At 36.5% G+C, this 14523-nt stretch carries 11 protein-coding genes; 5 read left to right on the top strand and 6 right to left on the bottom strand.

Annotated features, from left to right (window positions below; genetic code table 11):
• Window positions 1-87: 87 nt before the first annotated feature.
• The 3 genes from hutH (at window position 88) to hutI (ending at window position 5243) form a co-directional block, all read left to right on the top strand.
• On the top strand, window positions 88-1578 hold the full coding sequence (gene hutH / locus H6X70_RS12645; protein ID WP_194768054.1) for a histidine ammonia-lyase: 1491 nt from the start codon (window positions 88-90) through the stop codon (window positions 1576-1578).
• A gap of 426 nt (window positions 1579-2004) precedes the next feature.
• The gene (locus H6X70_RS12640; RefSeq protein ID WP_194768053.1) at window positions 2005-4002 is read left to right on the top strand and encodes a urocanate hydratase; all 1998 of its coding nucleotides are present in this window, start codon (window positions 2005-2007) and stop codon (window positions 4000-4002) included.
• Window positions 4002-5243, top strand: a complete 1242-nt coding sequence (gene hutI, locus H6X70_RS12635; RefSeq protein WP_194768052.1) for an imidazolonepropionase — start codon at window positions 4002-4004, stop codon at window positions 5241-5243. The genes H6X70_RS12640 and hutI overlap by 1 nt, the downstream gene beginning before the upstream one ends.
• A gap of 388 nt (window positions 5244-5631) precedes the next feature.
• On the opposite strand, the gene H6X70_RS12630 is transcribed toward hutI, so the two are convergent.
• Together H6X70_RS12630 and H6X70_RS12625 are read right to left on the bottom strand one after the other, a co-directional pair.
• Window positions 5632-6864, bottom strand: a complete 1233-nt coding sequence (locus tag H6X70_RS12630) for a M48 family metallopeptidase (RefSeq protein WP_194768051.1) — start codon at window positions 6862-6864, stop codon at window positions 5632-5634.
• Between the two features lie 47 nt (window positions 6865-6911).
• Window positions 6912-7706 carry a TrmH family RNA methyltransferase gene (locus tag H6X70_RS12625; RefSeq protein ID WP_194768050.1) on the bottom strand — a complete coding sequence of 265 codons (795 nt, stop codon included), beginning with the start codon at window positions 7704-7706 and terminating at the stop codon, window positions 6912-6914.
• Between the two features lie 81 nt (window positions 7707-7787).
• Here H6X70_RS12625 and H6X70_RS12620 point away from each other — a divergent pair, with 81 nt between their 5' ends.
• A complete protein-coding gene (locus H6X70_RS12620; RefSeq protein ID WP_194768049.1) occupies window positions 7788-8576 on the top strand; it encodes a DUF6503 family protein in 789 nt (262 codons plus the stop codon).
• A gap of 341 nt (window positions 8577-8917) precedes the next feature.
• Here H6X70_RS12620 and H6X70_RS12615 read toward each other — a convergent pair whose 3' ends face one another.
• The gene (locus H6X70_RS12615; protein WP_194768084.1) at window positions 8918-9985 is read right to left on the bottom strand and encodes a DUF3810 domain-containing protein; all 1068 of its coding nucleotides are present in this window, start codon (window positions 9983-9985) and stop codon (window positions 8918-8920) included.
• A gap of 365 nt (window positions 9986-10350) precedes the next feature.
• On the opposite strand from H6X70_RS12615, the gene H6X70_RS12610 reads away from it, so the two are divergent.
• Entirely contained in the window at window positions 10351-11811 is a 1461-nt protein-coding gene (locus H6X70_RS12610) for an aminoacyl-histidine dipeptidase (RefSeq protein WP_194768048.1), read from the top strand.
• 190 nt (window positions 11812-12001) lie between these two features.
• Here H6X70_RS12610 and yidD read toward each other — a convergent pair whose 3' ends face one another.
• From yidD to folE, 3 genes are all read right to left on the bottom strand, one after another.
• A complete protein-coding gene (gene yidD / locus H6X70_RS12605; RefSeq protein ID WP_194768047.1) occupies window positions 12002-12223 on the bottom strand; it encodes a membrane protein insertion efficiency factor YidD in 222 nt (73 codons plus the stop codon).
• Between the two features lie 33 nt (window positions 12224-12256).
• Window positions 12257-13738, bottom strand: coding sequence for a cysteine--tRNA ligase (gene cysS / locus H6X70_RS12600; protein WP_194768046.1), 1482 nt, complete (start codon window positions 13736-13738; stop codon window positions 12257-12259).
• A gap of 100 nt (window positions 13739-13838) precedes the next feature.
• Window positions 13839-14516 carry a GTP cyclohydrolase I FolE gene (folE, locus tag H6X70_RS12595; RefSeq protein WP_194768045.1) on the bottom strand — a complete coding sequence of 226 codons (678 nt, stop codon included), beginning with the start codon at window positions 14514-14516 and terminating at the stop codon, window positions 13839-13841.
• Between the last annotated feature and the right edge of the window lie 7 nt (window positions 14517-14523).

Below are 14523 nucleotides of genomic sequence, written 5' to 3'. Positions count from 1 at the left end.
TTAAACTAATGGTCTTATTTGGTATCAAATTTATCGATAATTTTGTATTTATCACTATGACGTTCAATTTAATAACAAAATAAGCTCATGTTTAAATACGGAATTGACTCCCTAACAGTAAAGAAAGTGCTTGCCATTGCAAATGGAACGCTTAAAGCCACCTTGTGTGAAGAAGCTATAACACAAATAAATAGTTGTAGGCAAAAGGTGGAAAAAATGGCGAGTTCTAACAAAGCGGTTTACGGTATTAATACTGGCTTTGGCCCTTTATGTGATGTACAAATTACACCCGAAGAAACTAATAAACTTCAGGAAAATCTGTTAATTACACATGCTGTTGGCGTAGGAAAACCAATTGATAAAGCCCTCTCTAAAATCATGATGATTTGTAAAGTACACGCTTTAAGCCGCGGTTATTCGGGGGTACGATTAGAACTTATTGAGCGTATTTTATATTTTATTGAAAACGACTTACTGCCAGCGGTTCCAGAACAAGGTTCGGTAGGAGCTTCGGGAGATTTAGCGCCCTTATCACATTTGTTTTTACCTCTTATTGGTGAAGGTGAATTTTGGGCTGAAGATGATCTTCAAGATGCAAAAACAGTTTTAAAACAGCATAACTTAGAGCCTATAACCTTACAAGCTAAAGAAGGTTTAGGCTTAATAAACGGTACACAATTTATTTTAGCACATGCCATTGTGGGCTTAAAGAAGATGGAATATCTGTTAGATTTAGCCGATGTTTGCGGTGCCATGAGTATCGAAGGTTATCAAGGCAGTTCCTCGCCATTTAGAGATGAGTTGCATAAAATTCGTCCGTTTAAAGGCTGTATCGAAGTGGCCGAACGCATGACCATGTTACTCTATTCTTCACAAAATGTAAATTCGCATGAAAATTGCGAGCGTGTTCAAGATCCGTATTCCATGCGTTGTATTCCGCAAGTTCATGGGGCCTCAAGAAATGCCTATTACCACTTGTTAGAATTGACAGAAATTGAAATGAATTCGGTGACCGATAACCCCATTATTTTAAGTGATGTTGAAGCGATTTCGGGTGGGAATTTTCACGGACAACCCTTAGCGATGGCTTTAGATTATGGGTCTATCGCTGCCGCGGAATTGGGCAACATTTCAGATAGACGCTGTTATTTATTAATTGAAGGTAAATACGGTTTACCACGATTATTAACCACCGGTGGCGGATTAAATTCTGGGTTTATGATTCCGCAATACACCACCGCTGCTTTAGTTACCGAAAACAAATCTTTGTGTTTTCCGCCTTCAGCAGATAGTATTCCAACCTCATTAGGGCAGGAAGATCACGTGTCTATGGGCAGTATTTCGGGACGTAAATTCAATCAGATTTTAGGAAATTTAGAGAAAATATTGGCCATCGAATTAATGTATGGTGCTCAGGCATTAGAGTTTAGACGTCCGAACACGTTTTCAGATATTATTGAAGAAAACCATCGTATTATTCGTAAAAAAGTTCCGAAATTAGAGGATGATAGACTTTTAAAAGATGATATTAATAATATGATTGATTTAGTGAAAACTCAAGCGTTTAATTTAAGGTAGATCCATATTGTCATTCCGACAGAAGGAGGTACGACTGACGAGGAATCTCACAGCAAAAAGATTCTTCCTCATGCTTCGTCAGAATGACATCCAAAAATGGAACGACCGAAGAATCTTTTTGAAGGATGAGATGCTTCACTACGTTCTGCATGACAAAGTGTTTAGTATGATAAATAAGAAAGCGTTTAATTGTTTATTCGTTTAATTGTTTAACCGTGTAATCGGAAAGCTAGAAACGTGAAACGAAGAGCGATAAATGCATCTTCTAATTGAAAACGAGATTACTATCCCCTTGAGGACTACCGAAATGAAAACACCGTTTTCGTTGAAGGTATCTGGTGTAGCCAATAGGGGTGTTCATCCTCGGAGATTATGGGGTGTTCCCCCTCGAGGCCGTCAACAGTCAACAGTAAAAAACAAAAAAAAATGACATTCAAAGAACAAATCTTACAAGGCATTCCAACAAAAATGCCGTCAAAATATACTTACCCTGAAGGTGCTAATCGTGCGCCAAAGCGAAAAGATATTCTGTCCAAGGAAGAAAAACAATTGGCGATTCGAAATGCTTTGCGTTATTTTCCTAAAGATTGGCATGAGGAATTGGCTTCAGAATTTGCTCATGAATTAAAGGAATTTGGTAGAATTTATATGTATAGATTCAAACCCGATTATAAAATATATGCGCGAGGCATTTCAGAATATCCTGCAAAATCCTTACAAGCTGCGGCTATCATGCTCATGATTCAGAATAATTTAGATCCTGCCGTAGCACAACATCCTGAAGAATTAATTACCTATGGTGGTAATGGTGCGGTGTTTCAAAATTGGGCGCAGTATCTGTTAACCATGCAATATTTGGCGAACATGACAGAGGAGCAGACCTTACACATGTATTCAGGGCATCCTATGGGCTTATTTCCATCGTCTAAAAATGCACCTCGTGTGATTGTAACTAACGGTATGATGATTCCTAATTACTCCAAACCAGACGATTGGGAAAAATTTAATGCTTTGGGTGTTACGCAATACGGACAAATGACAGCAGGATCGTTCATGTATATTGGTCCGCAAGGCATCGTACATGGCACGACTATTACGGTTATGAATGCCTTTAGAAAAGTGTTAGAAAAAGGAGATACTTCTCACGGAAAAATATTTTTAACCGCAGGTTTAGGCGGCATGAGTGGCGCTCAACCAAAAGCAGGTAATATAGCAGGTTGCATTACCATTTGTGCAGAGGTGAATGCCAAAGCAGCTACAAAACGTCACGAACAAGGTTGGGTAGATGTTTTGATTGATAATATGGATGATTTGGTAGCTAGAGTAAAACAAGCAAAAACATCAAAAGAAGTGGTTTCCATCGCGTTTATTGGCAACATAGTTGAAGTTTGGGAGCGTTTCGATGAAGAAAATATTTTTATTCACGTAGGTTCCGATCAAACCTCATTGCATATTCCATGGACAGGCGGTTATTATCCTGTAGGTTTATCTTATGAAGAATCTAACCGATTAATTCGTGAAGAACCAGAGGTTTTCAAAGAAAAAGTTCAAGAATCGTTACGCCGTCATGCCAATGCTATTAATAATCATGTGGCCAAAGGCACGTATTTCTTCGATTACGGAAATGCCTTTTTATTAGAGGCCTCTCGTGCTGGAGCCGATGTGATGGCCGAAAATAATATCGATTTTAAATACCCGTCTTACGTTCAAGATATTTTAGGCCCGATGTGTTTCGATTATGGTTTCGGACCCTTCCGTTGGGTTTGTACTTCGGGAAAACCTGAAGACCTTGATAAAACTGATGATATTGCTGCTTCTGTTCTAGAAGAAATCATGAAAACGGCTCCAGAGGAAATTCAGCTGCAAATGCAAGATAATATCACATGGATTCAAGACGCTAAGAAAAATAAAATGGTGGTTGGTTCGCAAGCCCGTATCTTGTATGCCGATGCCGAAGGTCGTGCTAAAATAGCCGAAGCTTTTAATAATGCGGTGGCAAATGGCGAGATTGGACCTGTAGTTTTAGGGCGCGATCATCATGATGTGAGTGGTACAGATTCCCCATATCGCGAGACTTCAAACATTTACGATGGTAGTAAATTCACTGCCGATATGGCCATACATAATGTGATTGGCGATAGTTTTCGTGGCGCCACTTGGGTATCCATTCACAACGGCGGTGGCGTAGGCTGGGGCGAAGTTATGAATGGCGGATTTGGAATGTTACTCGATGGTACAAAAGAAGCAGAAGCGCGCCTAAAAAGCATGCTGTTTTTCGATGTGAATAACGGTATTGCTCGTAGAAGTTGGGCCAGAAACGATGAAGCTTTATTTGCTATAAAACGCGAAATGGAAAGAACCCCCAATTTAAAAGTGACCATTCCTAACTTAGTCGATAACCAATTATTAGAAAATCTATTTTAATGCGCATATTATTCAAAAACATTAAAGAATTGCTTCAAATTAGAGATAAATCCACGCGTTTTATCTCTGGCGAAGACATGAAAGTGCTGCCAACACTAAAAAATGCCTTTTTATTGGTTCAAAATGACATTATCAGCGATTTTGGAGCGATGGAAGATTGCCCAGAGGAAGCAGACGTGGATCAAGTTATCGATGCAGAGGGGAAAATGCTCATGCCAGCATGGTGCGATTCGCATACCCATTTGGTTTATGCAGGAAATAGAGAAGGGGAGTTTGTAGATAAAATCAACGGATTATCCTATCAAGAAATCGCCGAAAAAGGCGGCGGAATTTTAAATTCGGCTAAAAAAGTTCAAGACATTTCAGAGGCAGAATTGTACGAGCAAACCAAAATCAGGTTGGAAGAAATTATCGCTTTGGGCACAGGTGCTGTCGAAATTAAATCGGGTTACGGCTTAACTTTAGAGTCCGAATTAAAAATGTTAAGCGTGATTAAGCGTTTAAAAGCGAACTATAATTTACCAATAAAAGCCACATTTTTGGGCGCTCATGCGGTGCCAGAAACTTATAAAAATAATAAATCAGGCTATGTCGATTATATCATAAACGAAATGATTCCGTTGGTTGCCGAAGCTAAACTTGCCGATTACGTCGATGTATTTTGCGAAACCGGTTATTTTTCAGTCGAAGACACCGAATCCATTTTAGAAGCAGGAAAACGCCATGGGTTAACCCCAAAAATTCATGTCAATCAATTTACTTCAATCGGCGGCGTTCAAGCAGGGTTAAAGCATCACGCGCTTTCTCTCGATCATTTAGAGGAAATGACCGATAGCGATATCGAAGTTTTAAAAGACACGTTAACCATGCCCGTAGCATTGCCAGGCTGCTCTTTCTTTTTAAGCATTCCGTACACGCCAGGACGAAAAATGATTGATGCCGGATTGCCACTAGCTCTAGCAACCGATTATAACCCAGGATCATCGCCTTCAGGGAACATGAATTTTGTGGTGTCTGCGGCCTGTGTAAAAATGAAATTAACGCCCGAAGAAGCCATTAACGCAGCAACACTTAACGGCGCATACGCCATGGGATTAGAGCATAATGTTGGCTCCATCACCAAAGGTAAACAAGCCAATTTAATCCTTACAAAACCTATAAATTCATACCATTTTATCCCGTATTCTTTTGGAAACCATCAAATTGAAACCGTGTATTTAAACGGTAAAGAAGTGTTGTAGTTTTTGGGCGTTTTAACACGCTTTCCGCTATATCTTTTTGTTGTGGGATTCCTGCGAAAAAACAGGAATCCCACAACAAAAAGGATGCCGCTGCAATCGTTAACGCGCTTAACTTTTAAAATGAAATTTTGTAACTTCAATTTAATTTGAAAACACAAATAGGAGTTACGATGTCACACTGAGCCCGTCGAAGTGCGTGTTCAATAAAAAAAACTATAAATAGAATTTCCAATTAGCGAGATAAGATTTCGACAAGCTCAGCCAGACATTACGGTTATTAATTGGGTTTTCTGTTAAAAAGAAATGTTGTAATATCAATTTGATTCGAAAACACAAATAGGAGTTGTTTTGTCTTACTAGCCCAGTCGAAGTGCTTTTTACTAAATCATTATTTCCTCAAATTCCTAATGCGTTGCAACAGTGTAGGGTGCGAATAATGCATAAAAACATAAGCCGGATGTGGCGTTAAATTGCTCAAACTATTTTTAGATAATTTTTTAAGCGATGTAATAAGTGGTTCCGCTTTGTAAGTGTTTTTAGCAAAATCATCAGCCTGATATTCAAATTTTCTAGAAAACAGATTCATAATTAAACCTGTAATTTCCGAAATAGGCGAATACAGCAATCCGAAAGCAATCAATCCAATATGAAAACTGGGAATTTCAACACCCAAAGCATTCGATAATAACGGATTTGATATAAATAAGGATAAAATATAAAGCGTTAATCCTGTAAGTAAAATAGAAGCAAACAAATTAAAAATGATGTGTTTCTTTTTGTAATGCCCAACTTCATGCGCTAAAACGGCAACAATTTCATCTTCATCCAAATCGTTAATTAATGTGTCGTAAAGCGTCACTCGTTTTTCGCTTCCAAAACCAGAAAAATAAGCATTGGCTTTAGTACTTCGTTTCGAGCCGTCAATTACAAATATTTTATCCAATTTAAAACCTACGGTTTCAGCATATTTTGAAATATGATCGCGTAAGCTTCCTGCTTCCAAAGGCGTTTGTTTATTAAAAAGCGGCACAATTAATTTAGAATAAAACATATTCATAAACAACGTAAAAACAGCTACTAAAGCCCAAGCGTACAACCAAAACTGACTTCCAGTTAATTGATAAAACCAAATGATGAGGGCTAATATGCCACCGCCAATTAACGCCATCATTAACCAACCTTTTAGTTTATCTAAAAAGAATAATTTTTTCGTGGTTTTATTAAATCCGAATTTTTCTTCAATCACAAAGGTGCTGTAGTATGAAAATGGTGTGGTTAAAATATCGCTTCCAATCATAATAATTCCGAAGAAAATTAAAGCAATTACAATCGGGTTATCGCTGTAACTTCTCGCGATTTGGTCGATATACGCAAAGCCATCAGCATATAAAAACCCTAAAGTTAAAAGGATGGAAAACGTTGAGGTTAATATTCCAAATTTATAATTGGTCGCTTTATAGTTTTGCGATTTTTTATATTCATCAGCATCATAAACATCTTTTAAATCTTCAGGAAGTTTGTCGTTATAATGCTTGGCATTTAAAGCATCTAAAATTTTATCAACTATAAAATTGATGATGATTATGGCAATAATGATGTTAAAAAGTAGTTGTGCGGTCATTAAAAAAAGTGGATTTGTGTAATTGTTTTGTTGGTAACGACTAAAAATTAGTTGAAGTTTCGTTGCCTCTTAGCCTCAAAAACAAGAATACCCGCGGCAACCGAAACATTCATCGAATCGATTTCGCCCTGCATAGGAATAATGATGTTTTGGGTAGAATTTTCAAGCCATTCTTCACTTAAACCTGTAGCTTCTGTGCCAACAACAATAGCGGTTGGTTTTGTGAAATCTTGCGTATAATAATCAACCGAAGCTTGTAAAGCAGCACAGTAAATGTGAATATTTTTCGCTTTTAAAAAGGCAATAATTTCCGAAGTACTTCCTGTGGCAATGGTATTCGTGAAAACACAACCTACGCTAGAACGAATAATGTTGGGGTTGTATAAATCGGTTTTTGGGTTGGCAATAATAACGACATCGGCATTTGCAGCGTCGGCCGTTCTTAAAATAGCACCTATGTTTCCTGGCTTTTCAGGAGCTTCAGCAACCAATATTAAAGGGTTTTCGTTTTTAAAGCTTAACTGCTCTAAGTTGTGTGATTTCGATTTTGCGACAGCCAAAACACCTTCAGTCGTGTCTCGATACGCTAATTTTTGATACACCTCTTTTGAAATTTCAATCACATGAATGCCTTCTGGAATTAAGGTGTTTACTGCTTCCGAAGAAAATAAATCAGGATAAAACAACACGGTTTCCAACTGAAAACCACCTTTTAAGGCCAACGAAATTTCACGAGCACCTTCAATTAAAAAAGCGCCTGTTTTTCTGCGTTCACGCGACTTATCCTTCAATGTAGAAAGTTGCTTAATTAAAGGATTTTGTATGCTTGTTATTGCTTTCATAAAGTGAAACAAAAGTAACTGATTTTATGTAATTATGTTGGTCTTAGTACGTCAAAACATAAAACCTTTAAAAAACATAAAATGAAAAACGTTCTATTTTTACTAATTGCTATCTCTGTATTTTCTTGTAAAGATGCTAAAAAAGAAGTGGTTACAACTCCAGCAGAACCTGAAAAGGTTGTAGAAAGCAAATATCCTGAAAATCTAGAGAAAATATTTGAAGCTCATGGCGGATTAGAACAATGGAAATCTATGCGATTTTTAGAATTTACCATGGAAAAAAATGGTGAAAATGAAGTAACATCAACAGATTTAAGAAACCGTAAATCCTTAATAGAAACTCCTAATCATGCCCTTGGTTTTGATGGGAACCAAGTTTGGTTGCAAAATAAAAATGATGTAGAATACAAAGGAAAACCTAAGTTTTATTACAATTTAATGTTTTATTTCTATGCTATGCCGTTTATTTTGGCAGACGATGGCATTATTTATGGCGATGCAGATCCTTTAGTTTTCGAGGGGAAATCTTATCCAGGCATTTCAATTGCTTATAAAAGCGGTGTGGGCGAATCGCCAGACGATGAATATATTTTGTACTACAATCCAGAAACTTATAAAATGGAATGGTTGGGCTATACGGTAACATTTTTTACCCAAGAAAAAGCAAAAGAATGGCACTTTAGAAAATATAGCGAATGGCAAAATGTTGCTGGGGTTTTATTACCAAAAACCATTGTACGTTATAACTATGAAAATAATTTACCAACTACGGTGCATAGCGAAAACCACTTTACTGATGTAAAACTTTCAAAAGAAAAACCAAATCAGGATATTTTTAAAACTCCTGAAAATGCTCAAGTTATAGAGTAATTTAAATAATAAAATATTATTTATTTTGGAATATTTTTATGAAATGAATTTCCATGGCCTATCGAAAATTTATCGTAAAATTTGAAGTGAAAACAACGTGAAATTTCAGGCTGTTTGAGCTAAACGATTTTTTTAAACTATCTAAATTTTAATAGCGAGTTCCTGAAATTTAGGTGTCGAACGATAAATTTAGATAAAGGTTCGTAAGCCTAGATTTGCTTGTCCAGAGCGTAGACGAAGGATTGGTTCGTTTTTTCATCAATGGAAAAAATGAACAGAATATTATTAAAGATAGCCTAATTAAAAATTATCTTTTATTTTAAATAATAGTAGGTTGTGATTTACAAACTATTCTTTTCAAAATAATTCACTAAAAGCGCAACCACATAATTATAGCTTTGCATGCCTTTGCTTTGTTTGTTGGCTTTTAAAAAACCGTTGTAAAACGACTTAAAAAGAGGTTCGGCAGGATTTTGGTGTAATTCCCAAAAATCGCGAACCTCTTTGTAGTTTTTAAGAATACCAGGGTTTACTGTTTCGGCCATGGTTTCGTATAAATCGGGATCGCGTCTGTAAATTTCATTCAAACAAAAGCGTAAACCAAAGGTATATCCCGTGTATTGAATGTAAATATCATCATGTTTTATAGCTGCCATACAACCTATAAAATTGGCTTCGTTTTCGGCGGCATAACCCAATTGGTGGGCAATTTCATGTGTTGAGGTTGTTGGGAATTTATATATAGGAATCAAGCCATCAACCTGGGCTTCGTTGGTAAACGGGTTTAAATATCCGCTAAACCCCATGTAGGTTAATGGGTAGCTAAATAAGGATTTTTTAATGCTTTTTGGATGGTATTCTAAATGCGGGAAAATGGTTTTTAAATGATCATAACCTTTCGGAACCATTTTAAAAACTTCTGATTTGGTATAGTTTAAATCAACTTTAAGTGTGTCGTTTTTTGCCACTTTTGAATGAATTTCATTCGATTTTGCAATCAGTTTTTCAGTGAAAGTGATGAGCTGTTCGGTGGAATAGTCATGCGCTAAATTCAAACTTTTATGAAGCGGAAGTCGGTAATAATTCAGACCCCAAAACAAATGAAAAACAAAATAGAAAATGGACAGGGTTGCTAACACATCTATTAACCAGTTTTTTGTGTCTAGTCGCAAGCGTTTTCTGTTTAAATACAGCCATCTTAGTCCGTAAATAATGGTTAAAGCATAGATAAAATCCCCAAAAGAAAACGGCATCCAACCTAAAACATAACGGAATAGTTTCGAAATAAAAGGATAAACGCCGTTGCTGTAAAACTGTTCTACAAATTCAGGAAAATTAGAAAGAATCCTAATGCAAATAATTTGAGGAATTAAGGCTAAAGCCAAAAGGGTCTTTTTGTTTTTGAGCATCATCAAAAATAGTAAAAATTTAAAGCATTTAGCTGTTGGTGATTCTCGAATTTAATTCAATCAAATACTTAATTCACGCCATGAATTCATGAATCTTCCTTCTACATATTAAATAGGGATATTTACCCCCAATGCATTAAAAATCTATAGATTTTTATTCTAGTGATTTATTTTTAGTACTGTTTTAGTTTCATTCGTGATTCGTGGAAAAATTCGCTGAAAAGCAATAGTGATACCTTGTACTTTTCAGTTTTCATAGAAATAATTATAAGGTTAAATTTTGTTAAATCTTCTGTAATCGAAACAACTAATAAACTTCAGGTCGATGCATTTTTTCTATCTTTGAAAGATAATAAAATAACAAGATGAGCACAGAAATAAGACAATTAGAACCTCAAGCCCTTTGGAATAAATTTGCAGATTTAAACGCTGTTCCGCGACCTTCAAAAAAAGAAGAACGCGTGATTGCTTTTATGAAAGCCTTTGGAGAAAATTTAGGTTTAGAAACTCTTGTTGATGAGGTTGGAAATGTTATTATTAAAAAGCCTGCAACCATTGGAATGGAAGACAGAACTACCATTGTAATGCAATCGCATTTAGATATGGTGCATCAAAAAAACAACGATACCGATTTTGATTTCGACAGCCAAGGTATCGAAATGTATGTTGATGGCGATTGGGTGCGCGCTAAAGGAACCACTTTGGGAGCCGATAACGGTTTGGGAGTGGCAACTATCATGGCAATTTTAGAAAGCACAGACATTGTGCATCCTGCTATCGAAGCTTTGTTTACTATTGATGAGGAAACGGGTATGACGGGTGCCATGGGTTTAAAAGGCGGATTGCTTTCTGGTGGTATTTTATTGAATTTAGATACCGAGGAAGATGATGAAATAGGCGTAGGCTGTGCAGGCGGTTGCGATGTTACCGCAACTAGAACTTATAATTTAGAAGAAACACCTGAATTTAAAATTGGATACACCATTACTGTAAAAGGACTTCAAGGTGGGCATTCTGGAATGCAAATTCATGAAGGTTTGGGAAATGCGAACAAAATTATGAATCGCGTTTTATTTGATGGTTTTGAAAATTTCGGACTTCGAATTTCGGAAATAGATGGTGGTAGTTTGCGCAATGCAATTCCTCGTGAAAGTAAAGCCATTGTTGCTATTGATGCCATTCATGAAGATGCTTTTCTGTTAGAAATGGCGCTTATAACTAATACTATTAAAAAAGAACTTAAAACCATGGAACCTGATTTGGTAATTGAGGTTTCAAAATGTGAAACGCCAGAAACCATTATGGATTTAGGGATTCAAGAAGGGGTAACCCGTGCTATTTATGCAGCTGCTAACGGCGTATATCGAATGAGTGCCGATATTCCTGATTTGGTAGAAACTTCAAATAATATCGCGCGTATCATTATTAAAGATGGAGCGATTCATATTGGTTGTTTAACGCGTTCTTCGGTTGAAAGTTCTAAACTAGATTTAGCCAATACCTTACGTGCTACTTTCGAATTAACAGGCTGTGAGGTTGAAGTCTCTGGCGATTATCCTGGTTGGACTCCAAATATGGATTCGGCTATTTTAAAGGTGATGACTAAAATTTACGAGGAATTAAATGGCGAAAAAGCACATGTAGCGGCTTGTCATGCTGGTTTAGAATGTGGTATTCTTGGTAAAAATTATCCAGAAATGGACATGATTAGTTTTGGACCAACCATTAAAGGTGCACATTCTCCAGATGAGCGTGCTCAAATTTCTTCAGTTCAAAAATATTGGAAGTTTGTTTTAGAGATTTTGAAGCAGATTCCTGTGAAATAGGTTTATTTGTTTAACTGTGGATTTGTTTAACCGTTAAACGGTGTACTCATTGAAGTTTTTCTGTCATACCGACGGTGGGAGGTATCTTTTTAAGTGTAAGCTATTATTGAAAAGATGATTCACTGTGTTCGACATGACAAGTGACACGCACAATTAAACGATTAAACAAATCAACCAATATACAACAAAATCAAGGTACCGGATCATATCCAGAACCACCCCAAGGGTGGCAACTAAAAATGCGTTTTAAAGCTAACCAGCCTCCTTTTAAAACACCATGTTTTATTAAGGCTTCCTTTGCGTAGTGCGAACATGTTGGGTGGTATCTACACGTTGCTGGCGTAAATGGAGATATAAAAGTTTGATACACTTTTATTATAAACAAAAACGGAGCAATGAGTAACTTTTTCATAAGTAGCTAAATCTCCTCTTTATTGGAGAGGATTTAGGAGATGCTAAACGTAGTTCCGTCTTTACCGTCTTTAAGTTGAATGCCAACTTCGGCCAATTCATCACGAATTTTATCTGATAAAGCAAAATCTTTATTCGCTCGAGCGTCTTGTCTTAATTTGATTAAAACATCAACAGCACCGGCCAATTTATCGGAACCTGTGTTTGTGTTTGCTGTGTTTTCTAAACCTAAAACATCAAAAACAAAGCTGTTTACCGTGTCTTTTAACAAAGTTAAATCTTCGGCAGTTAAAGTTTCTGTGCCTTCTTTTATTTGGTTGATGTATTTAGCGGCTTCAAATAAATGAGCGATTAAAATTGGCGAATTAAAATCGTCGTTCATCGCATCATAGCACTTTTGTTTCCATGCAGCAATATCGATTGAAGAGCTGTTAGATGCTTTTAAGCCTCCTAAAATATTTATGGCTTCCATCAATCTGTAAAATCCTTTTTCACTGGCTATTAAACCATCATCAGTTAAATCTAAAACACTTCGGTAAGACGATTGTGCAATAAAAAAACGAATTACGCTTGGGGCATAGGCTTTACTGAAAAAGCTGTTGTTTCCGGATAATAATTCGTCAGGATTCACAGTGTTTCCAGTCGTTTTAGACATACGTTGTCCGTTTAACTCTAACATATTGGCGTGCATCCAATAGTTTACGGGCGATTTTCCTTTGGCAGCTTCATTTTGAGCTATTTCACATTCGTGATGCGGAAATTTTAAATCCATACCACCACCGTGAATATCAAATTGTTCGCCAAGATATTTAGTACTCATGGCGGTACACTCTAGGTGCCAACCAGGAAAACCATCGCTCCAAGGCGAAGGCCAACGCATAATATGCTGAGGTTCGGCTTTTTTCCAAAGGGCAAAATCTTGCGGATTCTTTTTGTCACTTTGTCCGTCTAAACTACGGGTATTATGAATTAAATCGTCAAGTTTACGTTTACTAAGTTTACCGTAATCGTTGGTTTCGTTAAATTTATGAACATCAAAATACACCGATCCATTCACTTCGTAAGCGTAGCCATTGGCGATAATATCTTTAATCAATTCAATCTGCTCAATAATATGTCCCGTAGCCGTTGGCTCGATACTTGGTGGTAAAAAATTAAAGGTGTTTAGAATGTTATGAAAATCTACAGTGTAGCGTTGCACCACTTCCATAGGTTCAATTTGCTCTAAACGTGCTTTTTTTGTGATTTTATCTTCACCTGTATCAGCATCATTTTCTAAATGACCAGCATCGGTAATATTTCTAACATAACGCACTTTATAACCCAAATGCTTCAAATAGCGAAAAACCATATCGAAAGACATAAAAGTCCTTACATTTCCTAAATGGACATTACTGTAAACCGTTGGGCCGCAAACATACATGCCAATATGGCCAGCATTTATAGGGGTAAAGGTTTCCTTTTTTCCAGTTAAAGAATTGTAAATTTTAATAGGGTTGTCTTTATAAAGCGGCATAGTTATAATGCGTATAATGGGTAGTTGTTATAATTTGAAAAGAAATAGCTTAGTCGTTAACCAACTAAATTATAAAACGAATCAAAAAATAATATTTATGTTAAAACTTAGTATCTAATTTTATGTAATCAAGAAATTCGCGGCGGGTTTGCACGTCTTTAAATTTCCCTCCAAATTCTGAAGTTACTGTGCTACTTTCAATATCACGAATACCTCTAGAATTTACACATAAATGTTTGGCGTCTATAACGCAAGCAACATCTTTTGTGCCTAAAACTTCTTGAAGTTCTCTAACAACTTGAATGGTTAAACGTTCCTGAACTTGCGGACGTTTTGCAAAATAATCGACAATGCGATTCATTTTAGATAAACCAACAACAGTTCCGTTAGAAATGTAAGCAATATGAGCTCTTCCAACTATAGGTAACAAGTGGTGTTCGCAGGTTGAATAAACGGTAATGTTTTTTTCAACAAGCATTTCACCGTATTTGTATTTATTATCGAATGTTGAAGCGCTAGGTTTTTTATTAGGATCTAAACCTCCAAAAATTTCTTTAACAAACATTTTCGCAACACGATTTGGTGTGCCACTTAAAGAATCGTCTGTTAAATCTAATCCTAAGGTTTCCATAATGTGACGTACATCATCCTTAATAATGTCTATTTTTTCTTCGTTAGACAGTTTAAAAGCATCATTTCGCATGGGAGTATCTTCAGAAGTCCCAATGTGCTCTTCTCCTAAGGCGTCAAAATCGTCTAAATTACTTTCAAATTTCATGTGTTAA

Source organism: Tamlana sp. I1 (assembly GCF_015355625.1).
Classification (GTDB): Bacteria; Bacteroidota; Bacteroidia; order Flavobacteriales; family Flavobacteriaceae; genus Pseudotamlana.
This window is presented reverse-complemented; position numbering and strand designations above follow the sequence as displayed.